The 24,264-nt window shown below is 51.5% G+C and carries 25 protein-coding genes; 19 read left to right on the top strand and 6 right to left on the bottom strand.

Annotated elements, in window-relative coordinates; genetic code table 11:
• Window positions 1–98 precede the first annotated feature (98 nt).
• From BLW59_RS08950 to BLW59_RS08930, 6 genes are all read left to right on the top strand, one after another.
• Complete coding sequence (locus BLW59_RS08950; protein ID WP_074697513.1) at window positions 99–986, top strand: DMT family transporter; 888 nt, start codon at window positions 99–101, stop codon at window positions 984–986.
• Between the two features lie 122 nt (window positions 987–1,108).
• A complete protein-coding gene (locus tag BLW59_RS08945) occupies window positions 1,109–1,423 on the top strand; it encodes a hypothetical protein (protein ID WP_074697512.1) in 315 nt (104 codons plus the stop codon).
• A gap of 89 nt (window positions 1,424–1,512) precedes the next feature.
• Window positions 1,513–2,166 (top strand): DUF4417 domain-containing protein, encoded by a 654-nt coding sequence (locus tag BLW59_RS08940; protein WP_074697511.1) that lies wholly within the window; start codon window positions 1,513–1,515, stop codon window positions 2,164–2,166.
• Window positions 2,167–2,538, top strand: coding sequence for a hypothetical protein (locus tag BLW59_RS17365; protein WP_139283615.1), 372 nt, complete (start codon window positions 2,167–2,169; stop codon window positions 2,536–2,538). It begins immediately after the preceding gene.
• A 6-nt stretch (window positions 2,539–2,544) separates the two neighbouring features.
• Window positions 2,545–3,135 carry a hypothetical protein gene (locus BLW59_RS08935; RefSeq protein ID WP_074697510.1) on the top strand — a complete coding sequence of 197 codons (591 nt, stop codon included), beginning with the start codon at window positions 2,545–2,547 and terminating at the stop codon, window positions 3,133–3,135.
• Between the two features lie 37 nt (window positions 3,136–3,172).
• The gene (locus BLW59_RS08930; RefSeq protein ID WP_074697509.1) at window positions 3,173–3,448 is read left to right on the top strand and encodes a hypothetical protein; all 276 of its coding nucleotides are present in this window, start codon (window positions 3,173–3,175) and stop codon (window positions 3,446–3,448) included.
• 111 nt (window positions 3,449–3,559) lie between these two features.
• Here BLW59_RS08930 and tnpA read toward each other — a convergent pair whose 3' ends face one another.
• The gene (gene tnpA, locus BLW59_RS17360) at window positions 3,560–3,778 is read right to left on the bottom strand and encodes an IS66 family insertion sequence element accessory protein TnpA (RefSeq protein WP_139283613.1); all 219 of its coding nucleotides are present in this window, start codon (window positions 3,776–3,778) and stop codon (window positions 3,560–3,562) included.
• Window positions 3,779–4,037: 259 nt separating this feature from the next.
• On the opposite strand from tnpA, the gene BLW59_RS08925 reads away from it, so the two are divergent.
• A complete protein-coding gene (locus tag BLW59_RS08925) occupies window positions 4,038–4,733 on the top strand; it encodes a 4Fe-4S double cluster binding domain-containing protein (RefSeq protein ID WP_074697508.1) in 696 nt (231 codons plus the stop codon).
• 138 nt (window positions 4,734–4,871) lie between these two features.
• On the opposite strand, the gene BLW59_RS08920 is transcribed toward BLW59_RS08925, so the two are convergent.
• Window positions 4,872–6,206 carry an ATP-binding protein gene (locus BLW59_RS08920; RefSeq protein ID WP_074697507.1) on the bottom strand — a complete coding sequence of 445 codons (1,335 nt, stop codon included), beginning with the start codon at window positions 6,204–6,206 and terminating at the stop codon, window positions 4,872–4,874.
• Window positions 6,207–6,480: 274 nt separating this feature from the next.
• Between BLW59_RS08920 and BLW59_RS08915 the strand changes: the two genes are divergently transcribed.
• On the top strand, window positions 6,481–7,041 hold the full coding sequence (locus tag BLW59_RS08915; RefSeq protein ID WP_413778185.1) for a DUF234 domain-containing protein: 561 nt from the start codon (window positions 6,481–6,483) through the stop codon (window positions 7,039–7,041).
• 132 nt (window positions 7,042–7,173) lie between these two features.
• On the opposite strand, the gene BLW59_RS08910 is transcribed toward BLW59_RS08915, so the two are convergent.
• Window positions 7,174–7,935, bottom strand: coding sequence for a DeoR/GlpR family DNA-binding transcription regulator (locus BLW59_RS08910; RefSeq protein ID WP_074697505.1), 762 nt, complete (start codon window positions 7,933–7,935; stop codon window positions 7,174–7,176).
• Window positions 7,936–8,233: 298 nt separating this feature from the next.
• On the opposite strand from BLW59_RS08910, the gene BLW59_RS08905 reads away from it, so the two are divergent.
• From BLW59_RS08905 to BLW59_RS08870, 8 genes are all read left to right on the top strand, one after another.
• Entirely contained in the window at window positions 8,234–9,385 is a 1,152-nt protein-coding gene (locus BLW59_RS08905; protein WP_074697504.1) for an iron-containing alcohol dehydrogenase, read from the top strand.
• Between the two features lie 21 nt (window positions 9,386–9,406).
• Window positions 9,407–10,261 (top strand): class II fructose-bisphosphate aldolase, encoded by an 855-nt coding sequence (locus BLW59_RS08900; protein WP_074697503.1) that lies wholly within the window; start codon window positions 9,407–9,409, stop codon window positions 10,259–10,261.
• Between the two features lie 78 nt (window positions 10,262–10,339).
• Window positions 10,340–11,374 (top strand): 5-dehydro-2-deoxygluconokinase, encoded by a 1,035-nt coding sequence (gene iolC / locus BLW59_RS08895; RefSeq protein WP_074697502.1) that lies wholly within the window; start codon window positions 10,340–10,342, stop codon window positions 11,372–11,374.
• Entirely contained in the window at window positions 11,371–12,162 is a 792-nt protein-coding gene (locus tag BLW59_RS08890) for a 5-deoxy-glucuronate isomerase (RefSeq protein WP_074697501.1), read from the top strand. The genes iolC and BLW59_RS08890 overlap by 4 nt, the downstream gene beginning before the upstream one ends.
• Window positions 12,163–12,187: 25 nt before the next feature.
• Window positions 12,188–14,140, top strand: a complete 1,953-nt coding sequence (gene iolD / locus BLW59_RS08885) for a 3D-(3,5/4)-trihydroxycyclohexane-1,2-dione acylhydrolase (decyclizing) (RefSeq protein WP_074697500.1) — start codon at window positions 12,188–12,190, stop codon at window positions 14,138–14,140.
• A gap of 42 nt (window positions 14,141–14,182) precedes the next feature.
• Window positions 14,183–15,070, top strand: a complete 888-nt coding sequence (iolE, locus tag BLW59_RS08880) for a myo-inosose-2 dehydratase (protein WP_074697499.1) — start codon at window positions 14,183–14,185, stop codon at window positions 15,068–15,070.
• A gap of 378 nt (window positions 15,071–15,448) precedes the next feature.
• On the top strand, window positions 15,449–16,828 hold the full coding sequence (locus BLW59_RS08875; RefSeq protein WP_074697498.1) for an MFS transporter: 1,380 nt from the start codon (window positions 15,449–15,451) through the stop codon (window positions 16,826–16,828).
• Between the two features lie 31 nt (window positions 16,829–16,859).
• Window positions 16,860–17,456: a cytidylate kinase-like family protein gene (locus BLW59_RS08870; RefSeq protein WP_175463400.1), complete on the top strand. Its 597-nt coding sequence runs from the start codon at window positions 16,860–16,862 to the stop codon at window positions 17,454–17,456.
• Between the two features lie 65 nt (window positions 17,457–17,521).
• Here the strand turns inward: BLW59_RS08870 and BLW59_RS08865 are convergent, their stop codons facing one another.
• Window positions 17,522–18,367 (bottom strand): helix-turn-helix domain-containing protein, encoded by an 846-nt coding sequence (locus BLW59_RS08865; RefSeq protein ID WP_074697496.1) that lies wholly within the window; start codon window positions 18,365–18,367, stop codon window positions 17,522–17,524.
• A gap of 240 nt (window positions 18,368–18,607) precedes the next feature.
• Here BLW59_RS08865 and BLW59_RS08860 point away from each other — a divergent pair, with 240 nt between their 5' ends.
• A complete protein-coding gene (locus BLW59_RS08860) occupies window positions 18,608–19,552 on the top strand; it encodes a sugar phosphate isomerase/epimerase family protein (protein WP_318258454.1) in 945 nt (314 codons plus the stop codon).
• Window positions 19,553–19,638: 86 nt separating this feature from the next.
• Here BLW59_RS08860 and BLW59_RS08850 read toward each other — a convergent pair whose 3' ends face one another.
• The gene (locus BLW59_RS08850) at window positions 19,639–20,706 is read right to left on the bottom strand and encodes a tartrate dehydrogenase (RefSeq protein ID WP_074697545.1); all 1,068 of its coding nucleotides are present in this window, start codon (window positions 20,704–20,706) and stop codon (window positions 19,639–19,641) included.
• A 333-nt stretch (window positions 20,707–21,039) separates the two neighbouring features.
• The gene (gene iolG, locus BLW59_RS08845; RefSeq protein ID WP_074697495.1) at window positions 21,040–22,065 is read right to left on the bottom strand and encodes an inositol 2-dehydrogenase; all 1,026 of its coding nucleotides are present in this window, start codon (window positions 22,063–22,065) and stop codon (window positions 21,040–21,042) included.
• Window positions 22,066–22,361: 296 nt separating this feature from the next.
• Between iolG and rbr the strand changes: the two genes are divergently transcribed.
• Together rbr and BLW59_RS08835 are read left to right on the top strand one after the other, a co-directional pair.
• A complete protein-coding gene (gene rbr / locus BLW59_RS08840) occupies window positions 22,362–22,898 on the top strand; it encodes a rubrerythrin (protein ID WP_029542833.1) in 537 nt (178 codons plus the stop codon).
• A gap of 137 nt (window positions 22,899–23,035) precedes the next feature.
• Window positions 23,036–24,148 carry an SLC13 family permease gene (locus BLW59_RS08835; protein WP_074697494.1) on the top strand — a complete coding sequence of 371 codons (1,113 nt, stop codon included), beginning with the start codon at window positions 23,036–23,038 and terminating at the stop codon, window positions 24,146–24,148.
• The last annotated feature ends 116 nt before the right edge of the window (window positions 24,149–24,264 follow it).

Here is a 24,264-nt window from a genome sequence, read left to right as displayed (position 1 = left end):
TGCGGGAAGTGAAAACACTTTCGCAAATGGCCTCTTTGGTGTATACTATGAGTAATTTTTGATAATAATATGGTTAAATCTGAAAGGAGTGTGGGGCGGTGAGCAAAAGCCAGGCCAGACTTACATATGCTCTCTTGGCGGTGACGGTGATCATCTGGGGCATCCAGCCCCTGTGCATCAAGTGGCTGGTGGCAGTGTGGACACCTGTGACCATCACAGCCATGCGCTATTATCTCATCGGCACGGCTCTGATACTTATTGCCTGCAGCCGGGGAGAGGGACTGTTGCCGCCTAAAAGCTGCTGGCTGCCTCTGCTCTTGATGGCATTGACAGGCATTGGCCTCAATAATGTCATGCAGTTTACGGGCCTGCAATACTCCACTGTCACGAATTGCACGCTGATAGCCGCTGCTTCTCCTGCCATTACCGCCTTTATGGCGGCCATCTTCATCAGGGAAAGGCTGGGGGGGCTATCCTGGCTGGGCATTGCCTTGTCCTTTGCCGGGGCTTTGGCAGTGGTCAGCGGAGGTGAGCTGGCGGTTATCCTGGGCTTTGGCTTCAATTATGGGGATATGCTCTTCTTCGCCGCCCAAGTGGCCTGGACGACCTATTCCTTGATAGCTTTAAGGGTGATGAAGAAGATTTCCGCCGCCCTTGCCACCGGCTGGGCAGGCCTGCTGGGAGCAATGGTGGTGAGCCTTTACGGAGGCGTGACGGGAGAGCTGGCGCCTGTGAATCTCACGCCTTCCCTGTGGGCAGCCTTTGCCTATACCGTTATCTGCGGCGGCATCATGGCCATGCTTTTCTGGAACATCGGTGTCAAGAATGCAGGCCCCAGCACCACCGCTATCTTTCAGAACATCACCCCCATCGTGGGCATGATGGGAGGCAGCCTGCTCTTTGGGGAGCAGGTGGGTATGACGGAAATCCTGGGAGCGGCCGCCATCTTCCTGGGCGTTTATATCACGGCGGGGAAAAGGAACTGAAAAAGCAGACTGGCTGTCACTGGTGGCGTTTGTGGTGATCCCATAAAGCCCTTGACCCTACGGCTACCAAGAACTTCACAGGAGAATACAAAGGTTGCAAGCTAGGAACGGCCTTTGACTGGATGAACAACTACCCCTATATTCAGGCCGTGAACGCCACCGATTTCCGTATTGACATCTACGGCGGTAAGAGGCGCATACTGACGGCTATCAAGGATATTGGCAAGCAGATTGACACGAAGGTCACAGAGGAAAAAGAAAATCTGGAAACCTTGAAGCATAACCTCGAAGTGGCCAAGAAGTCTATGGAAGCCCCATACCCAAGGGAGGACGAATTCCAACGGCTCAAGGCACGGTCAGAAGAAATCGACTGTTTGGCAAAGAAGCGAGATATAGAAATTCAAATAGCAGGAACAAATAAATATACTTGCAAATAAGCCACAAATTGATGTGCTAGATTGCAGATGAGTATTACTAAAAATACTCTCTGTAATCTAGCATTTTTTGTTAAGAGGTGACAATTAAAATGAAAAAATCAAAATTCGATGATGGTTTTCAGGCATACTTAACAAAGGATGCTCTTTTGGTAGGGGAGCCGGGGATTCCTATGATGATGAATTTACATAATACGGAGTTACCTTTAGATATAATTCCTTTTGATAAAGCAAAAAAATGCAAAGATAAGAGGAAGTATGTTCATTTCTATATGCACGACAAAGAATTTTCCCGTGTATTAACAGCAACAAATAAATATTTGGCTCTATTAAAAGAATTTGATGGAGTTATTTCTCCAGATTGTAGTATGGCTGTTGGACAAGCTAGGTGCTTACAACAGGCGAATACTTATATGAATCGTGCCGTTGGATTTTATTTACAACAGCATGGTATACCTGTAATTCCTAACATAAGATGGAGTGATGAGGAAAGTTTTGAATATTGTTTTTTAGGAGTACCGCAGAACATAATTGTAGCAATAAGTACACATGGATGTTTGAAAACAAAAGAAGATTATGAGATTATGCGTATTGGCATCGGGGTTATGTTGGATAAGTTGCATCCGACTGCAGTTGTAGTGCATGGATATATGCCTGATAGTATCTTTGGTGAGTATCTTTCAAAGGTTGAGTTTCGTCGCTATGCAAGTCAGTTTGAACGTACTCATGTAAAGAGGGTGGGTTAAATGGGACGTTTTAAGGGTGGTGCAACACATTTTCATAGTATCGGCCAAAATATCATGATAGCATCACAGTCGTATAAATATCAAAATGGTAGATTTGGTGTAAGTAGCCCGAGTACAGGAAATTATACTAGGAATATTGCTTCATCAAATCCATTGTATACGGCAAAAGATTTTTATGATAAAATAGCAAAAGGAGGCATAGAGAAAAAAGTTAATGAAAATCAAAGAATAACAAGGATGTCAGATGGTACATCAGTAGCATATAGAGTTAAATCAGTATCTGATGGAACGCCAGTGGTAGAGATAAGTATAAGGAGAAGTAAAAATAGTTCTGGTGTTAAGGGACAAAAAATACATTTCATAAAGGAGTGAAATTAAATGAAGTCGATTAACATAGCGTTCCCAAATGAAACGTATAAAATCTTTGATAAAATGATAGGGAAAAATTTCGTTAAATTTTCATGTAACAAGTTTATATACTCAAATTCAGCATATGGCATAGTAGGTATTTATATAGACGATGATGTTTATAAAATAACAAATTTTATAGATGTTGTAGACTACTATGGTAAATTAGAGGACGTGGCAGTATTCAAAATTGAAAAAGCAGATAAAAAGGAAATAGTATCTGCTATACAAGATGAAGAAATGAACGATAATCCCATAAGACGAATAATCAAGAAAATAGAAGTTGTAAATGAAAATCAGATACAATATAAGAATGGTGAAATTCTTTATAATAATTGGGTTACAAGGGGGCTGATATTTTATTTCGATGATGGAACAGAATTGTCATTTGAGAAAGATATATGGTTTTCAGAGGATATATGTATTGAAAGAGGGAAAAATCTTATTGACAAATTTTCTTCGACAGATGAATTTAGTGAGGCGTGGGAGCCTGAGATTGCTGGTGAACCAAGCGAGTATAGCGGGAGGGCCACTCGTGAAGCTATAATCTTTACAAATTAGCTTCTGTACATTGAAGAGGCGGCAAGACAAAATAGTCATGTTCCTGGCCACCAAGAAAAAAGGGTTCACCGAGACCAAGGAAATAGAGGGTGATGTACGCCGGAGCCGTATCTTGAAGCTGGTGGATAAGGATGGCCATATGGACTTCACCAAACTGGAGGGCAAGAGCGACATCGAAAGGACATTCCTCTTCCGGGCAGCCGAAGCCCTGACCAGAAACGACAACGCCTATTCCCCGGACAATGCCATGAGTACAGACAAGGGAATAGCCGATGTCATGATAGCTAAGGGCTACGACCTCGAAGACATCTAAAAGACCATCGAGGAACTTTCCCCCAGCATGATAAAAGGAGCCGATGTGAAGCGGCTGGTAGGGGAGAAGACGGAAGTGGCCTCGCTGGCTGTAGCTAGGTAGAAGCCCAATTTACAAAAAGAAGAAAGAGGCTGCTGCACGATGTGTCCGGAGGCTGCCTTCTACGATTTCTTCACGGATTTTGCGGAGCCAGTAGTAGAAGGCGTTGTATTTGATGTCCTGCTGGCGGCAATATTCCCTGGCCTTGAGTCCGCTTTGCTGTTGAGCTAGGATGACCTGTTTCCAGTAATCCATGGACTGCCGATGTTTAATTTGTTGAATTTGAGTCAAAACAAAGACCTCCCAATGAGATAAACGGCTAAAATGGCTTTTTCAGCTTTTTCGTGTTAGTGATTTTAGTCAATTATCTCATATGGGAGGCACAGTTTAAATACACCTCATTATTTACCACTTACAATATAATTGATAAAATTGCTTGTAGATAATAAACATTTACAAGCAATTTTTATGCAGGAAATAATATAGAGTGTATCGAAATTTGTAGTGAGGGTTTTTTAATATGTCCTAAGCAGGTAGGGGGATAAACACTATGTTGCAGGATAATCTCATGACCTTGTTGAAAGATAAAGGTGCAAAACTGATTGGTGTAGCCGATATGGATGAGTTTGCAGTGGACGGGATGAATCGCGGGGTGGCTGTAGCTATTCCTGTTCCTGCATACATAGTTGAAAACATAAGGACAGCGCCAACCATGGAGTACTATCAAATGTACCATACACTGAATGAGCAACTGGATAATATGGTTGAAGCAGGTGAGGAGTATCTACGTGGTCAAGGCTTCAATGCATGTGCTTATACAAAGAAAAGTCTTAGTGTAAATGATGATTTACGCACTGTGTTTCCATACAAGACAGTGGCAACTAAGGCAGGATTAGGATGGATTGGAAAGAGCTGCCTACTGGTCACGGAAAAGTATGGCAGTGCAGTACGGTTATCGGGATTGCTGACGGATGCGCCTCTTGTACCATCAAAGCCTGTTACCAAAAGTCGATGTGGTAACTGTCAGCTTTGTGTAAAGGCGTGCCCAGGAAATGCGATTATTGGTACGATTTGGACAGCTGGAATGCCGCGCGAGGAAATACTTCACGCACATGTATGTAAGGAAACACAGATTGCCAGAATGAAGCAAATACTAGGTTTTTATGAGGGTGAACGGGTATGCGGTCGCTGTTTTGCCGTTTGTGCCTATACTCAAAAATATCTACGACGAAGTTCTAGGTTATGATGGAGGAAACATGGTGTAGATTCTCAGACGAGTAAGCCGATGAACAAAGATGGGCTGGCCATGGCACGGTAAGAATTGCAAAACGAAAACGACATGCAAAGCGGGGGATTGCATGTCGTTTTTCAATACTATGGCTTATCAAAAGTTTTTCGTAGCTAATCTAATGAGTTTATCAGCCTCGTCAACCATAAACAGGGGAATGTTAAGTACTCCATCATCAATGCGCAAATTATTCATGGAGAAGCGTACCCTAAGTTTGGTCTGAGAAGGAAATGTTTCTGCATATTTTTTGAGACTGCGGCTCTTGATGTTGGTATCTGACTTTACCTCAATGGGGATAATGTCATTTTCGTGTTGCACGACAAAATCTACCTCATAAGAAGGGTTAATCCGTGACCAATAGTGTGGGGCTGCATCGAATTGTGGAACAAGGGATTGCAACACAAAATTCTCAGTCAATGCGCCTTTGAACTCTGTAAAAAGTCGGTTTCCTTCGCGGAATGCCACTGGGTCTAGTTTTGCCAAACGGCGTAGGACACCTACATCCGCCAGGTAAATTTTGAAAGCACTTAAATCCTCATAGCCAGATATAGGAATGCCCGGAGTGGTTATGCGGAATGTTTTATAGACCAATGCAGCACTTACCAACCATTCCAAAGCATCTTCATATTCTCTGGCTCTGGCTCCTTCTTTTACGACATTGTATAAGAATTTCTTATTTTCACGAGCCAGCTGTGAAGGCAGCGAGTTCCAGATACGGGCAATTTTAGGGTATTCCTTGGTTTCAGGATGCTTCATGAAATCGCGCTCATAAGCGTTGATAATATTCATTAGAACAGACTGAATTTGCCCTACAGACTGCGTTTCAACCCAGCGGCTAACAACTTCTGGCATTCCGCCGGTCACAAAGTACATTTTCAATTTTTCGGCCAAAGGATTAAAGAATGCCTCAGGCAACGGTGCGATTTCATCTATCTGGTTCAGGTATGTGGCAAGGTTGGCACTGCCCGTGGCCATTAGGAACTCCTGAAAGTTCATAGGATATATGGTCATGAAGTCAACTTTTCCCACAGGAAATGAGGATGGCTTTGCCAACGCAATGCCCAATAAGGAGCCTGCACTGGCTACATGGTATTCTGGAGCATTTTCACAAAAATATTTCAGGGAGTTCAATACCTCGGGGCAATCCTGAATCTCATCAAAGACGACCAAGGTCTTACCCGCGACAATATCCTGCCCCCCAGCCATAGCCAAGTTGGGGATAATACGTCGTACATCCTTTGTAGTGGTAAAAAAATCCCGATATTCTGGATTTTCATCAAAGTTGAAATAAGCAACATTATCATAGTAACGTCGACCAAATTCTTTAAGTAGCCAAGTCTTACCTACCTGACGAACGCCCTTGACAATCAAAGGCTTGCGGTATGGGGATTCCTTCCATTTTGTCAGTTGTTGCATAGCTATTCGTTTCATCTTATCACCTAGTTATATATAAAAATGTGATTTTCTACACATAATTATATATAATAGAGTGTAGAATAGCAACAATCAAAGTAAATATTGATGTACTTGCATGAGATTTTGCGCTAAAATCTCCCTGTGGCAATATCTTCTCCCCGGCAGCCGAAGTTCTGCCCCAAAATGACAGCGCCTATTCTCCTGACAATGCCATGAGCACGGACAAGGGAATAGCTGATGCCATGATAGCCAAAGGCTATGATCTTGAAAACATATATAATATCGGTATATTTTCCGTTATGCCTCCCAAAGGCGCATTATGAATCCGGAAATCTTCTATCAGCGTTACATCGAGAATGATTTTGAACAATTTTATGTACAAAAGCGGTTTGAGGATATTTGCAAACAATTCCTTATTATGAAGAATCAGCAGGGGGAAATGGAGGAACCGTTCGAGGCCATAGGTAAATACTACTATGATTTGCCCAAGGAGCATAAAAATGGTGAATTTGATGTTGTGACGAAGGATGACCGTGGGTATGCCTTCTACGAAGCAAAGTTTCGCGAAGCACCTGTTTCCAACGCCATGGTTGAGAAGGAAATCCAGCAGGTAAATATGACTGGGTTGTACTGCTATCGGTATGGGTTCTTTTCTAAATCAGGGTATGATGAAGATATTTCGCGTTCGGATGTGGTCAAATATACATTGGATGACCTTTATAATGAAAAAAAGTTAACATTGAAAATTATCGACCGCGCCATTCTCGCTTTTGTGTGGTTCCGATTGGCGAACCAAACATCGTTGACCGCTACACAGAAAATGGGCAGGGGATGGAGTAGACCTTCTTGATCTTGCCGTAATCAAATTGGACGAACACCGTACTATTTACTGCTTACCATAAAGCCCCCCATAAGTTAGATTTCTTGGTCTAACTTATGGGGGGCTCTGCATTTGCTGTCTGAGGTGGTCTTTTTGATATCTTTACGGCAGGATCAGCCGCACATTGTGCTTTTCAAAGTAGTCCACATATTCCTTGGCAGGTTCCCTTTCCGTGATCAGGGCGTCCAGGTCCGAAAGCTGGCAGTAGGTCATGAGAGAGGCCTTGTCGAATTTGGTGCTGTCTACCAGCAGGAAGCTCTCGGCGTTCTTCTGGGCCAGACTGCGCTTGATTTCGCACTCCAGGGGGGAGGCGTTGGTGGCGCCGTGGGCGATGGAGATGCCCGTGCTGGCAAGGAAGACCTTGGAAAGGTTGTAGTTCTGCAGGGCAGACAGGACGCTGGGGCCTACAAAGGCGTTGGAGGGCATGTAGAGGGTGCCACCGGTGGAGATGATGTTGAGCCCCGGGTAATTGCCGGCTGCGTTGATGACATGGACGCTGGCGGTGACGATGGTGAGGTATCGTTTCTTTATTAGGTAGGGAATCATGTGCATGGTGGTGGTGCCGGAGTCGATGTAGATGACATCTCCGTCCTGGACCTGTTCGGCAGCCAGCTGGGCTACCAGCTTTTTGGCGTCCACATTGCGGCCTTCCCGGTAGGCAAAGGGCTCCGGGGCGCCGCTTTCGTCTTCGTTCAGCACAATGCCGCCGTAGACCTTGCGGATGATGCCGTTCTTCTCCAGCTCTGCCACATCTCGGCGGATGGTGTTCTTGGACACGCCGAAGGTGTCGCAGAGGTCGTTAAGAGAAATGCTGCGGTTTTTCTTCAATAGATCATGGATTTGTTCGATACGGTCGATTTTCATGTTCTTCACCTCATGTGATTCAATTTTTTTGGGTAAAGGTGTTTATTTAGTTGTGATATTTTGAGTATGTTGTATGGGTATATTATAAGACTAAACTGAGAAAAAGGCAAGTTTTATAGGAAATACTCTTAGTTTGTGCAGTTTGCATCATATTTCGAGCCATAAAGTGATAAATAATAATATTTTTTTGCAGGAATGATATTGACAAATGAGTCATAAAGGGGTAAATTATAACCATAAAGTTACCAACAAGTAATCAAACACATACACGAGAGTTAATAAGGGAGAGTGCATTGACATGGGTTACACATTTATGGTTCCAGCCAAGATCATCTCTGGTGAGAATGTCATCGCCGAGTTGGGCAGCCACATCGAGGGCAAGGGCACCAAGGCTCTCATCGTGACAGATGAATTTATGGTGAAGTTTGGCAATGTGGCCAAGGTGGAAGCAGCCCTGAAGGCTGCAGACATTCCTTATGCGGTCTACGCCGGAGCCAACACGGAGCCTACAGACAAGATCGTGGAAGGCGGTCTGGAGGTTTACCGCAGCGAGAAATGCGATTTCATCATCGCTCTGGGCGGCGGCAGCCCCATCGACACCGCCAAGGCCATCGGCTTCATGAGCGTGGCAGAGGGCAAGATCAGCGACTACATGCACGTTTCCATTGATATGCCGGTGCCTTATCTGGTGGCGATCCCCACCACCGCCGGCACGGGCAGCGAGGTCACCAAGAACACCATTATCTCCGATACGGAGAACAATGTGAAGATGCTGCTGGGCGGTCCTTCCATTATCCCGGCCCTGGCTGTGGTTGACCCCACCTTCACCATGACGGCGCCTCCTTCCGTCACTGCCAACACCGGCCTGGATGCCCTGTGCCATGCCATTGAGGCTTACACCTCCCGCAAGGCGCAGCCCCTGACGGACACCTTCGCCCTGTCCGCCATCAAGAAGATTCACAAGTACCTGCCCATCTGCTACAAAGATGGCAAAAATGTGGAAGCCCGCCTGGCCATGAGCCTGGCAGCCACTGAGGCTGGCATTGCTTTCAATAACTCCTCCGTCACCATCGTCCACGGCATGAGCCGCCCCATCGGCGCCCTGTTCCATATTCCCCACGGCCTGTCCAACGCCATGCTGCTGCCGGCCTGCCTGGAGTTTGCCATTGAGGAGAACACGGCCCGCTTCGCTGAGATTGGCCGCCTGATGGGCGTAGCCGATGAGAAGACCGATGACCATGAGGCTGCTGTGGCCATGGCCAAAGAGGTGGCCCGCTTCTGCAAGGCCCTGGATGTGCCGACCCTGGCAGAGAAGGGCGTGGACAAGGATGAGTTCTTTGCACAGCTGGATAAGATGGCCAGCGATGCCCTGGAGAGCGGCAGCCCCCAGAACACCATGCGGGTGCCCAGCAAGGAAGACATCATCGGCATTTACAAGAAACTTTTCTAAAAATAAAGGGAGGCAGTCATTATGTCCCTTGTGAATATGAAGGAACTGCTGGCCGAGTCCGACTCCACTTTTGCGGTGGGTGCCTTCAATGTGTCGGATATGGAAATGGCCATGGGGGCCATCAAGGCCGCCGAGGAAATGGAAGCACCGCTGATCCTGCAGATTGCAGAAGGGCGTCTCAGGTATTCTCCCCTGGAGCTTTTGGGACCCATCATGATTGCTGCTGCCAGGCAGTGCAAGATGCCTACGGCTGTGCATCTTGACCATGGGCGCACCCTGGAAACGGTGCGGCTGGCCCTGACCCTGGGCTTTACCTCCGTCATGTTTGACGGCTCACATTTCCCGCTGGAAGAAAATATCGAGAAGACGAAAGAAATCGTGGCCCTGGCAGAAAAGTTCGGTGCCTCCGTGGAAGGAGAAATCGGCAGCATCGGCGGCGCGGAGGGGGATATGGCCTCCGCAGATATCAAGGTTACCTCTGTGGCAGAGGCTGAGCGCTTTGCAGAGGAAACGAAGGTAGATGCTCTGGCAGTGGCTATCGGCACAGCCCACGGCAACTACAAGGAAACGCCGCACCTCAGGATAGACAGGCTCAAGGAGATTCACGAAGCTCTGGATACGCCGCTGGTGCTCCACGGGGGCACGGGCCTCACGGCTGAGGATTTCCACAACTGCCTGGAGAACGGCATCACCAAGATAAACATCGCCACCGCGTCTTATGACAGCTCGGCGGCGAAGATCAAGGAAGTTCACAAGGCAAAGCCGGATGCTAATTACTTTGACTTCAGCGATGCGATTTCGGTGGGGACTTATGAGAACGTCAAGAAGCACATGGAAATTTTCGGACTCAAAGGCAAGAGTAAGTTATATAATTAAGGTTGCAACTTGTATTTTGGTTGGTATTTGCTGGGTAATTTTGGCAGGGCCTGCGGCTTGTTTAGGGAGGATTTATAGATGGCACTGATAGATTTTGATGCAAAGAAGGAGCGGGACATTGTCCTGATTGGGCGGGTTACTTTGGATTTTAACCCCAATGAGATTAACCGCACTTTGGACAAGGTGGAAACCTTCTCCATGTATCTGGGAGGTTCGCCCGGCAATATTGCCGTAGGTGTGAACCGCCTGGGAAAGAAAGTAGGCTTTATTGGGTGCGTTTCCGATGACCAGTTCGGTGATTTCGTGCTGAACTACTTTGAGAGCCGGGGCATTGATACTTCCCAGATGGTAAGGGCAAAGAACGGTGAGCGCATGGGCCTCACCTTCACGGAAATCAAGAGCCCCACGGAGAGCAGCATCCTCATGTACCGCGACAGGGTGGCTGACCTGGAAATCGCTCCGGAGGATATCAGCGAGGAGTATATCGCAGGTTCCAAGATTCTCCTGATTTCCGGCGTGGCTCTTTCCAAGAGTCCCTCCCGGGAGGCCTGCCTGCTGGCTCTCCAGTATGCCAAGAAGCATGGCACCAAGGTCATCTTCGATGCCGACTACCGCCCCTACAGCTGGCGTTCTGACAAGGACATCTGCGTGTACTATTCACTGGTGGCCCGCTTTGCCGATGTGATCATCGGCTCCCGTGACGAGATTGACCTTATCGAAGGGCTGCCGGTGCTGGCCAATGATGTGCCTGACCATGAGATTGCAGACAAGTACATCGCAAATGGCGCCAAGATTGTCATCATCAAGCATGGCAAGAAGGGGTCCATCGGCTATACTGCCGACAAGCACGCCTACAAGGTGGAATCCTACCATGTGAAGCTCCTGAAGTCCTTCGGCGGCGGGGATGCCTACGCCAGCGCCTTCATCTACGGCCTGCTGGAGGGACACTCTGTGGCAGATTCCCTGCAGCACGCTACGGCCCATGCCGCCATGGTGGTGGCCAGCCACAGCTGCTCCAACGCCATGCAGACTGCAGAGCAGATCGAGGCTTTCATGCAGGAGCATAAGGACGAGAAGGTTATCACGGAAATGGACTGGGAGGCCAGGTTATGAGATTCGGAAGATTAGGCGGGCTGAAGCATGGCTACAACGCCATGACTACCAGGGAAAGCGATATGCTCATGGATATCGGCTATCAGCTCTTTGATGAGAATGAAGTGGTGGAGTTCCAGGACGACCTGCAGGAAACCGCCTTTGTGATCCTCACCGGCAAGGTGGAGATCGCCTGGGAGGGCAAGAAGGAAATCATGGAGAGGCAGTCTCTCTTTGAGGAAAATCCCTACTGCCTGCTGGTGCCGAAAGCTGTCAAGGTCACCATCAAGGCCCTGCAGCAGGATACGGAAGTCCTGGTGCAGCAGACCATCAATGAAAAGACCTTCCAGCCGGTGTTCTTCCGTCCCGAGGATGTGCAGGCGGATGTGTTCGGCGCCGGCATGTGGAAGGGCACTGCAGAGCGCACGGTGCGCACCATCTTTGACTACGACAACGCTCCCTTCTCCAACATGGTCAACGGCGAGGTCATCAACAGCCCGGGCCGCTGGTCGGGCTACATTCCCCACAATCACCCCCAGCCGGAGGTCTACACTTACAAGTTTGACAAGCCCCAGGGCTTCGGCGCCTGCTTCATCGGGGACAATGCCTTCAAGATCAGCCACAACAGCTGGTCGGAGCTGTCCGGGGGCTATATGCACCCCCAGGTCACTGCACCGGGCTATGCCATGTGGTACAGCTGGATGATACGTCATCTGCCGGGCGATCCCTGGGTCAAGACCCGCAATGACTTGCCGGAGCATACCTGGCTGCTGGATCCTGCGGCAGAGATTTGGGAACCGAAACGTTGAGATTTCCTTTTAGGAGGGTTTAGATATGGCTAAGACTATCAGGCTCACCGTGGCACAGGCACTGGTGAAGTTCCTCAATAATCAGTATATCGAATTCGATGGGAAAGAGATTCCCATGTTTGCCGGTATCTTCGGCATCTTCGGCCACGGCAATGTGGTGGGCATCGGGCAGGCTTTGGAGCAGGACCCGGGGCACCTCATCATGCACATGGGACGCAATGAGCAGGGCATGGCTCATGCAGCTATGGGCTACGCCAAGCAGATGCGCCGCAAGCAGATCTACGCCTGCACTTCCTCTGTGGGCCCTGGCGCTGCCAATATGGTGACGGCAGCTGCCACCGCTACGGCCAACTGCATTCCCGTGCTGTTCCTGCCTGGCGACACCTACGCTGACCGTCAGCCGGACCCGGTGCTGCAGCAGATGGAGCAGCCCCACAGCCTTACAGTCACCACCAATGACGCCTTCCGGGCTGTGTGCAAATACTGGGATCGTGTTACCCGTCCGGAAATCCTCATGACGGCCTGCATCAATGCCATGAGAGTTTTGGCAGATCCTGCCGATACCGGTGCTGTCTGCATTGCCCTGCCTCAGGACGTTGAGGGTGAGGCCTGGGATTATCCTGAATACTTCTTCCAGAAGAGAGTGCATCACATTGACCGGGTGAAGCCCTCCGAGAGAGCTATCCGCGAGGCTGTGGAGCTCATCCGCCGCAAGAAGAAGCCCATCATGATTTTCGGCGGCGGCGTGAAGTATTCCGAGGCTGAGGATACCTTCCGCAAGTTCGCTGAGAAATACGGCATCGCCTTTGGCGAGACCCAGGCGGGCAAGGGCACCATCACCTGGGAGCACCCCCTGAATCTGGGCGGCCTGGGCGAGACCGGCGGCCTGGGGGCCAACACCATTGCCGCTGATGCAGATCTGGTCATCGGCATCGGCACCCGCTATACTGACTTCACCACTTCCTCCAAGTGGATCTATCAGAACCCCGAGGTGGAGTATCTGAACATCAATGTGAGCAAGTTCCATGCCTACAAGATGGACGGCCTCCAGGTGGTGGGCGATGCAGGTGCAGCCCTTGAGATGCTGGATGAGGCACTGGGCAAGACCGGCTATCATGTCTCTGCCGAGTATGAGGCAGAGGTCAAGGCTGCCAAGGAAGCTTACAACAAGGAGGTTGACCGCCTCTATCATATCGAGTATACCGGTGAGGACTTCGTGCCTGAGGTCAACGATGACTTCGACTTCAAGAAGGCTGCCAAGGAGTTCATCGAGCTCACGGGCTGCAGCCTGCCCCAGACCACGGTGCTGGGCACGGTGAATGAGTGCATAGACAAAGATGCCATCATCGTGGGCGCTTCCGGCAGCCTGCCCGGCGACCTGCAGCGTGTCTGGCGTGCCAAGTCCGTAGGCAGCTACCATGTGGAGTATGGCTTCTCCTGCATGGGCTACGAGGTGAACGCTGCCCTGGGCGTCAAGATGGCAGAGCCCGAGCGCGAGGTTTATGCCCTGGTAGGCGACTACGCTTACATGATGCTCCATTCCGAGCTTCCTGCTTCCATCGCCGAGCACAAGAAGATCAATGTCATTCTCTTTGATAACATGAGCGGCGGCTGCATCAACAATCTGGAAGTTGGCCATGGCCAGGGCAGCTACGGCACGGAGTTCCGGGCCCGCAACGAAAAGACCGGCCAGCTGGACGGCGCTTTCCTGCCCATTGACTTCGCCATGAACGCCCGCTCCTATGGCTGCGTGGCCTACACTGTCCACACCATCGAGGAGCTGAAGGCCGCCATTGAGGATGCCAAGAAGCAGACTGTTTCCACCCTCATTGATGTGAAGGTCCTGCCCAAGACCATGGTGCATGGCTACGGCGACTGGTGGCGCGTAGGCGTGGCCCAGGTTTCCGAGAACAAGAAGGTCAATGAGATTTATGAAAAGGTAATGAAGCCCCATTACGATGCGGCTCGCAAGTATTGATTTTGTCCATCAAACCCATCTATATATCTGGAGGTAATCACTATGGCAAAGATACAGCTTGGCATTGCACCTATCGCATGGACTAACGATGATATGCCGGATCTCGGCAAGGAGAACACCTTTGAGCAGTGCGTCAGCGAGATGGCACTGGCTGGCTTCACCGGCTGCGAGGTGGGTGGCAAGTATCCCAAGGATACTGCCGTGCTGAAGAAAGCCCTTGACCTGCGCGGCATGAGGATTGCCAGCGCCTGGTTCAGCTCCTTCCTGCTGACCCAGCCCTATGAGCAGGTGGAGAAGGATTTCATCGCTCATTGCTCCTTCCTGAAGGAAATGGGGGCAAAATACTGCAACGTAGCCGAGCAGGGCAACAGCGTCCAGGGCAAGCTGGATGTGCCTGTCTTTGACGGCAAGCCCGAGAACACTGCCGAGCAGTGGAAGCTCCTCTGCGAGGGCTTGGACAAGCTGGGCAAGGTGGCCAAGGATATGGGCATGACCATGACCTATCATCACCACATGGGCACTGGCGTGCAGACTGAGGCTGAGATTGACCGCCTCATGGAGAACACCAACCCTGACTATGTGTGGCTCCTCTACGATACCGGCCATCTGGTCTGCTCCGGCGAGGACTACATGGGCATCTTGAAGAAGTATCTGCCCCGCATACGCCACATCCACCTGAAGGATGTGCGTCTGCCCATCCGCCAGCGGGTCATTGACGAGAAGATGAGCTTCCTGGACGGCGTCCGCGCCGGCATGTTCACCGTGCCCGGGGATGGGGATGTGGACTTCGAGCCCATCTTCGACTATGTGAACAAGAGCGACTTTGACGGCTGGTACATCGTGGAAGCCGAGCAGGATCCTGCCAAGGCCAACCCCCTGGAGTACGCCCTCAAGGCCCGCAAGTACATCCGCGAGAAAGCACACCTCTGAGATTTCCCTTTATCCCCTTCTAAAAATAAAGATAGATAGAAGCGGCCCGCCTGGAAATGATTTCCGGGCGGGCTGCTTCTGTCTGGAAAAACGCGTGTTTGCGTGCTGTATGTGCCTTGGTGCACAATCCTGCCAGTGGGACAGCAAGATTTTATAGTATCGCCGCAAAATATTATTATTTTATCTCAAATATGCCGGTTTGGCTAGTGTTTACGGCGGTTTGCGCTGGTATGCTGCTGCGAAACTAACAATTTTTTATAGACCCAATAGTGAGAAAATAGATATAATATAACCAACAGATGTACAAAAGGCGCCAAAACATCACAAGCTTACAGTTATGATCATTCATTTATGGTTAAGTGAACAGGGGGACTGGCAATGAGTAACACTGAAACTGCCGGACAGCTTTCCTGGAAGACCAGGATTGCCTACGGCTTAGGCGACACTGCCCAGAACGTAGTCTGGGGCGCTATGGGTATCCTGACCTTCTTCTACACGGACTACGCAGGCATCGATCCTGCTATCGTGGGTCTCGTGATGCTGCTGTCACGTTGCTTTGATGGCTTCTCTGACGTAATCATGGGCTTCCTGGTGGAAAAGACCCATTCCAAATGGGGCAAATCCCGGCCCTGGATTCTCTGGATGAGCATTCCCTTCGCCGTGTCCATCATCCTCATCTACACGGTGCCGCAAACCACTTCGGCCTTGCAGTTCGCGTACATCTTTGTGACGTATAATTTCTGCACTACTTTCTGCTACACGGCCCTGAATCTTCCCTACGGCAGCCTGTCTGCCATGATGACCCGCCTCTCCAAGGAGCGCGACATGCTTTCCATCACCCGCATGTGCCTGTCTCCCTGGGGCCGCATCCTCTCCGTTTCCGCTACCCTGCCCCTGGTGAAGGTCTTTGGTGACAGCCAGATGGCCTGGGTGGAGGTCATGAGCCTCTGGGCTTTGGTAGGTCTGGGTCTCCTTATTTTCTGCTTCCGCAACTGTGAGGAAACGGTTGTGATTGAAGCCCGTGAAAAGGCTGACGACAAGGTGCCCGTAAAGCGCGCCCTCAAAGGCCTGGCTGTGAACAAGTATTTCTGGGCCGGCATGACCATCTGGATGATGCAGAACGTCATCTTCACTGTCACCGGTACTATCCTGCCCTATTATTGCAAGTATATCTTCAACAATGATTCCCTCTACAGCGGCCTGTACCTCCTGGAGACTCTGGTCACCATCGGCGTCATGGCCCTCTTCAGCCCGAAACTCCTCCAGCGCTTTGGCAAGAGGAACATGAGCCTGGGCGGCGTGGTCATCTGCCTGGTGGGCCACCTGATTTTCCTCATCAATCCTGAGGACTTCAATATGCTGGTCTTCAGCTGCATCATCCGCGGCATCGGCTTTGCCCCCATCCAGTCCGTCATCTTCGGCTTCCTGGGTGACGCTGTGGAGTACGGCCAGTGGAAGAGCCATCTGCGCCAGGAAGGACTGGTGTTCTCCGGCGGCTCCGTGGGCACCAAGGTGGGCACCGGCCTCACCAGCGCTATCCTGACGGGCCTGCTCTCCTATGCCGGCTACGTGGCTACTGCTACCGGCTCCGTGTCTCAGACTCCTGCCGTCATTAGCATGATCATGAGCATCTACATGTATGCACCCCTCATCGTCTGGGGCGTGCTGATTGGTGTGCTGGTGAACTACAAGCTGGACAAGGAATATCCCGCCATCATGCAGGAGCTTGTACAGCGTGAAGCTCTGGGTGAGATGTAATGCAGGGCGCTATTAAGGAGATGTTTTGAACTTGAAAGAAAATACTTTGATTACCATTACCCGTCAGTACGGCAGCGGTGGCCGGGAGGTTTCTGAGATCCTGGCCAAACGCATGGGTGTGAAGCGCTATGACCGCAAGATTGTGAACATGGCCGCAGAAAAGATGGGCCAGGGGGCTGATATCGAGAGCATCGTGGAGTCTTCCTACGCTTCCCCGGAAACCAGCAAGCCCTACTTCCAGCAGGGGGGCTTCGGTCGGGTGGCAGACTACAACCGCCGCTACATCGAGCAGGCCAAGGCTATCCTGGCCATTGCCAAGCGCGGCGAAGGCGCGGTTTTCCTGGGCCGCTGCGCAGACTTCGTGCTGAAGGACTGCCCCAACCACTATTCCTTCTTCATCTATGCTGACGACGATTTCCGCGAGCAGCGGGCCAAGGAGGAGTACGATGAGAAGACCGTGAAGGAGCTCAATGCCGTGGACGAACAGCGCCGCAGCTATTACGCTTACTACACGGGCCGCAAGTGGGGCGATCCCCAGAACTACGACATGATGATCAACACCAGCAAGATAACGCTGGAAGAAGCTGCTGACCTTATCTGCCAGTATGTGGAGATGAGGCAGAAGTAAAGCAAATAAAAAGGAGTACCTTGAACCTGGTCAGGTTTGAGGTACTCCTTTTTTATTGGGCAGAATCATTTGGTCCACTTTTTCCGATACTCTCCCGGAGAAATGCCCACGGCATTCCTGAAGGCGTTCTGGAAATAGTTGGAGTTATTATAGCCAATCTGTGCCGCGATAGCGGTGATGGTCATATCCGTGTTGATAAGGAGATTCTGGGCTTCGCCAATGCGGCGCAGGGTGGCGTATTTCATGGGGGAGAAGCCGCTTTGCTCTTTGAAGACATGGGACAGGTAGTAAGCGTTGGCGTGCATGGCTGCGGCGATGTCTGAGAGGCGCAGTTCCTCCCGGTAGTGGCTGTCTATGTAGCGGCGCATGCGTGCGGCCAGGCCGTCTTCCTGCTGGTCTTCTTTCACCCCGTAGTTGAGTATCAGCCGTGCCAGCTTGGTGAAAAGAGCCCGGGTCAGGAGGTTGGCTGTGTCGGCTCCTTCTTCAGTCTGGATTTCCTTTTCTATCAGGTGGCAGAGGCTCAGGAAATCCCCGTAGGCCTCCCCGGCGCTGATGACAGGGCATACCCCCGCAGGCACCAGCTGGCCGTCAGGCTGGCCCGGCAGATGGAGATTGCTGATACCGATGCAGTAGGTGTGCAGTTCCTCTCCGTTGCCGCCGAATTCGTCATGGACAGTGCGGCTGTTGTAGATGACAAAATCTCCCTTTTTGGCTGTGTACTGCCGTCCGCCAATCATAAAGATGCCCGCTCCCTCGTACACCAGCACTGCTTCCGTCAGGTGAGCGTGCTCATGCATGCTGCGGGGCATCTTGGAGGCCTCGGCATCCACATTGCAGATATAGTCAAGTCTTGGTTCCAGGCCTCTGGGGAAAAGAGGCACAGCGGAGCCTTTGATGAAGTATTGCAGCATATAGGTTCCTCCTCTACCTATAAGGATAGCAGGAAAAGCGGGAAAAAAGAAGGAGCAAGGGAGGTGAAAATGCACAATCACAATATTGGGCAACTTTTGAGCATATAACGCGATTAAATCGAGGTAAACAGGACAAGATGGTGGAAGTTTTTGGCGTCATTTTCTCTTATACTGTAATTGCAAGCAAAAAGAAAGAAGGGCAGGACAAGAGGCCCTGCCTAAGATAATAGGAGGGATATGATGGCTATTCATATTACAGGCGCTCCCTGCTGCTGGGGAGTGGATGATGTCAGGAATCCTTATCTGCCGCCCTGGCAGAAGGTGCTCTACGAGGCAGGACAGGCCGGGTACAAGGCTATTGAGCTGGGGCCCTACGGCTACCTGCCGCTGGACATTGAGGTGGTCAGCGCAGAGCTCAGGAAGAACGGCATTTCCATTGTGGCAGGCACCATCTTTGATGATCTGCTCTCCGAGGAAAATTATCCCCAGGTTCTGAAGCAGGTGGACGACATCTGCGGCATCATCACCAAACTGCCGGAGCTTCCCCGGGAGCCGGGCCAGCGGTACAAGACGCCGTATCTCACGGTGATGGACTGGGGCCATGACGAGCGGGACTACGCCGCCGGCCATCCGGATAAGGCTCCCCGTCTGAGCGAGGAAGATTGGCAGCGCATGATGGAGCACATCAAGGGGATTGCCAAAGCTGCGGACAAATGGGGCGTCAGGGCAGTAGTCCATCCCCCTGCAGGCGGCTATATAGAGTTCGCCGATGAGATAGACAAACTCATGGAGGATATTCCCGCTGAAGTGGCAGGACTTTGCCTGGATACGGGGCACTTGCGCTATTCCGGCATGGAGCCAGTGGAATGGCTGCGGAAGTACGCTGACCGCCTGGACTACATCCACTTCAAGGATATCAACGAGAAGGTCTATACCAGGCAACCTGCTGGGCTTCCTCCATCAACTGCGGCGCCCTGCACGGCCAGAAAGTCCGCATTGTGGGCTCCAAGGCTTCCATTGAGTGGTTTGATGAGCGTCCTAACCAGCTTTCTTACGAGGTGGAAGGCGAGCCTGTGCGCATTTTGGAGCGCGGCGGCGCCTATCTCTATCCCGAGGCACGGGAGGAAGACCGCATCAGCGGCGGCCACACGGAAGGCCTCTTTGATGCCAGTTCCTCCAGGGTAAGGGGCTCCATATACAAGCTGTATCAAGATGGGTAAGCGAGGCCCCGGGAAAGATATCTTTCCCGGGGCCTCGCTGCCTTTATGGTATTATTTTCTTTGCAGTATTTCCATGATGGCTTCGCCAATCTCATTTGTCTTGGCTGTGCCCCCCAGGTCCGGGGTCAGGCATTTCTTCTCCAGGAGCAGGGTCTCGATGGCGGAGATGACCTTCTCTCCCCACTCAGGCTGGCCCAGGAAGTCCAGCATCTGGCTGACGCTCCAGATGGCTGCCAGGGGATTCGCCAGGCCCTTGCCTGCGATGTCCGGGGCGCTGCCGTGGATGGGCTCGAACATGCTGGGGTATTTGCGCTCGGGGTTGAGGTTGGCACCTGCAGCCAGGCCCATGCCACCGGCGATGGCTGCTCCCAGGTCTGTGAGGATATCGCCAAAGAGATTGCTGGTGACTACAATCTGGAAGCGCTTGGGATTCTTGACAAAGAACATGCTGGCAGCATCCACCATGAGACTGGAGGTGGGCACCTCAGGGTATTCCTTGCCCACCTGGGCGAAGATTTCATTCCAGAACACCATGGAGTAGCCCAGGGCATTGGCCTTGCTGATATTGGTGAGGCTCTTGCCTTCTTTCTTTGCCAGCTCGTAGGCGTAGCGGATTACCCGCTCGCAGCCCTTGCGGGAGAAAACTCCTGTCTGGAGAGCTGTTTCCTGCTCAGTGCCGGGGAAGAGGCGGCAGCCCACGTTGGCATACTCACCCTCGCTGTTCTCCCGCACCACCGTCATGTCGATATCTGACTCGCTGACATCCTTCAGGGGGCAGGGAGCACCCCGAAGGAGCTTCACAGGCCGCAGGTTGATGTACTGGTCAAAGCCCTTGCGAATCTTCAGGAGCAGTCCCTGCAGGGAAACATCGTCCGGCACCCCGGGATAGCCCACGGCGCCCAGGTAGATGGCATCGAAGCTTTTCAGCCGCGAAAGGCCGCTTTCGGGCATCATCCTGCCTTCCCGCAGGTAATATTCGCACCCCCAGGGAAAGTCCGTGAACTCCACTTCAAAGCCGCCGTCGATTTTGGCAATGCCCGAGAGCACTTTCTTGCCTTCCTCAATGACTTCCGGCCCAATGCCATCCCCGGCAATTACGGCAATCTTGTATTTCTGCATGGCAAACATCCTTTCTTGCTGGTGATAATCTTATTATACTACCTTCGCTGTCCGTGGCTAGATTCCTTCAATGAAAAAAAGGAGTGCAGGCAGGCTGCACTCCGAAGGATAAGGGGTTAGGGCGTGTTGATTAATTCACTCAGCCCATCTTCACGGGTCTTGACTGTCCCTGCTGCGTTGACAAATCCTCGACATAGCACCGCTATGCCTCCGGTTTGTCGTCTGGCAATGGACAGCCAATCCCCGCAAATCTGGACCAAGCTCATTTAATCAACGAGCCCTGATTGAAAAATCAATCAGAAAATCGGGGTAATTGAAAATGGGGAAGGGAAATCAAAGGCCGTAGACCTTGCGGATCTCGTCAATCTTCACCGGGCGGTGCTCCTCCACGGACTTCTTGGCTGCCAGGCCAATCAGCACGGGCTCAAGGCCGTCTTTGGCGGTGACAGGAGTCTCGGTGTCGTTGACGATAGCTTCGATGAACTCGTCCACTTCCTTGGCATAAGCCATCATGTAACGCTCCAGGAAGAAGAACATGGGCTTCTCGGCTACTACGCCGTCCTTGCCGCTGAAGACGGCATTGGAGTCAGAGTCGTTGGTGATGGCTACGCAGCCCTGAGAGCCGAAGACCTCAGCGCGCTGGTCGTAACCGTAGCAGGCAGCGCGGCAGTTGTCGATGACAGCGGTAGCGCCATTGTCCAGCTTCAAGGTGATGACGGCAGTATCGATGTCGCCAGCCTTGCCGATTTCGGGGTCAACGGTGACGCTGCCCTCAGCGTAAACCTCCTCGACTTCCGCACCGGAGAGGTAACGCACCATGTCGAAATCATGGATGGTCATATCCAGGAAAATGCCGCCGGAAACCTTCACATAATCAATGGAAGGCGGCTCCGGGTCACGGGAGGTGATCTTGATGATCTGCTGCCTGCCCACCTTGCCGGAAGCTACAGCCTCGCGCACAGCGCGGAAGTTGTGGTCGAAGCGGCGGTTGAAGCCTACCTGGTATTTCTTGCCGCTTTCCTTCACGGCTGCCAGCACTTCCTTGATCTTCTCCACATCATGGTCGATGGGTTTCTCGCAGAAGACATGCTTGCCAGCCTTCAGGGCCTCGATGGAAAGGGGAGAGTGCTGGTCGGTGGAAGCGCAGATGAGCACTGCCTCGATTTCGGGATCATTCAGGATTTCATGGTAATCTTTGGTGGTCTTCTGGATGCCCAGGGATTTTGCCCAGGCTTCCGTCTTTTCATTCATGAAGGGGTCAGCCACGGTCTTGACCTCAGCGTGCTTCACGAACTTGCTGATGCTCTCCCCGTGTACATGGCCAATGCGTCCTGCTCCGATAATACCTACCTTAATCATGTTAACTCCGCCTTTCTATGAAATACTGCACAAGATGGGTTTGTTATTTGTGCTTATTGATTATCTTCGTTTATTATTATATCAATGTTTGGGTAAGTGTTACTGCATAATATTGTTTATTTTAGGTAAAATTACCCTTGCGGAGCTTGATGTTTGGTATTTTATGGGCACGTTCCTATAAAATCTTGCGGTGAGGATTTTTTTGAGCAAAAAGCTATCAGGGGGCAGGAATAAAGGCAGAGGATGGCGAAAGTGGGAGACAGGTAGTGTATGGTATATTAGAGGAGGCAAAGCTTATGAGCAAATATGCAGGCACCCAGACCGAGAAGAATTTGGAAGCGGCCTTTGCAGGCGAATCCCAGGCCAGGAACAAGTATACCTATTTTGCGTCCAAGGCCAAGAAGGAAGGCTTCGAGCAGATTGCGGCCCTCTTTTTGAAGACGGCTGACAATGAGAAGGAACACGCCAAGATGTGGTTCAAGGAGTTGGAAGGCATTGGCGATACCAAGGCCAACCTGCTCGCTGCCGCTGAGGGCGAGAACTACGAGTGGACGGATATGTATGACGGCTTCGCCAAGACCGCCGAGGAAGAGGGCTTCAAGGAGCTGGCTGCCAAGTTCCGCCTGGTAGCTGCCATCGAGAAGCACCATGAGGAGCGCTACAGGAAGCTCCTGCAGAACGTGGAAATGCAGGAAGTCTTCCAGAAGAGCGAGGTCAAGATGTGGGAGTGCCGCAACTGCGGCCATATCGTGGTGGGCACCAAGGCTCCCGAAATCTGCCCCACCTGCGCTCATCCCAAGAGTTACTTTGAAATCAGCGAAGTAAATTATTGAAGCTGACTGGACAGGCAGGCACCGCAAGGCTGGCAAAGCGCCCCTTGCGGTGCTTTTTTTGTAGACAAAAGACGGTGGCGGCGTTATAATCTAGTGTCAAAACATCAACAATAATGAAGTAAAGGAGTATCTTTTCCGTGCCTGTCTATCATGCTTTCCGCCGTTATCCCGATCTGTTTCTGGCGGGGCTCTTTGCCCTGGGGGCGGGGTGCCTTGCACCCCCTGCTCCCGCGGAAGTCCTGGCCTGCCTCAATCTTCCCCTGCTGGGTTTGCTGCTGTTCCTCATGAGCATTGTGGCGGGGCTTAGGCAGAGCGGTTTCTTTGCAGCACTCTTTCAGCGGCTGTTCAAAGGGCGCACTTCCGGGCGCAGTCTCTCACGGTTCTTCATCTTCAGCTGCTATTTTTCCTCCATGCTCATCACCAATGATGTGGCACTGATCGTCTTTGTGCCTCTGGCCATCATGACCTTCACGGAGGCCCGGCGCATCAGGCTTATCGTGCCCACGGTTTGCTGGCAGACCATAGCAGCGAACCTGGGCAGTATGCTGACTCCGGTGGGCAACCCCCAGAATCTCTTCATCTATTCCCATTATGGGCTTTCCCCCTGGGACTTTTTCGCCGTCACTGCCCCGGTGGTGCTCATCAGCGGCGTGGTGATATATCTGGCCACTTTCACCCTGCCTGAGGTGGAAGTGGAATTGAGCAGCCAGGCGGAAGAGGGGCTGCCCTGGAAAAAGATTGCACCCCTGCTGGTGCTGTTCCTGCTCTGCCTCCTCCATGTGCTGCACCTGCTGGACTTCACTCTGCTGGCTGTGCTGGTCCTGCCGGGGCTGCTCCTGCTTGACAGGCGCTTGCTCCTGGAGGCTGATTTCAAGCTTTTGTTGCTCTTCGCCCTGCTCTTCATCGGGGTGGGCAGCCTGAGCCATCTGGAGGCGCTGACCTCAAAGGCGGCCAGCCTCCTCACGGGACATGAGTTCTGGGTGTCCCTGATCCTGAGCCAGGTTCTCAGCAATGTACCCGCCACCGTCCTGCTGTCCGGCTGTACGGAGGCCTATGTGCCCCTGCTCCTGGGTGTGAATATCGGTGGCCTGGGCACCATCATTGCCTCTATGGCCAGCGTTATTTCCTTCAAGGCCTATCTGGGCACCCGTTTCAGCAGGCCCGGCTATTACCTGCTGACCTTCACTGGCAGCAACCTGCTGGTGCTGGCGCTGCTGCTGGGGTATTGCAAGTTTCAGGCAAGTGTCTGATTGTAGGAAAACAAGAGCCACGGTGCAGGGACTCGTTCCCTGCTGCCGTGGCTTTTTCGTATGGTGAAGGCTGTATACTGGGGGAAAGCAGCATTGACATACTGCAGTCATTTGCT

It is taken from the genome of Selenomonas sp. KH1T6 (assembly GCF_900108415.1).
Classification (GTDB): domain Bacteria; phylum Bacillota; class Negativicutes; order Selenomonadales; family Selenomonadaceae; genus Selenomonas_B; species Selenomonas_B ruminantium_A.
This window is presented reverse-complemented; position numbering and strand designations above follow the sequence as displayed.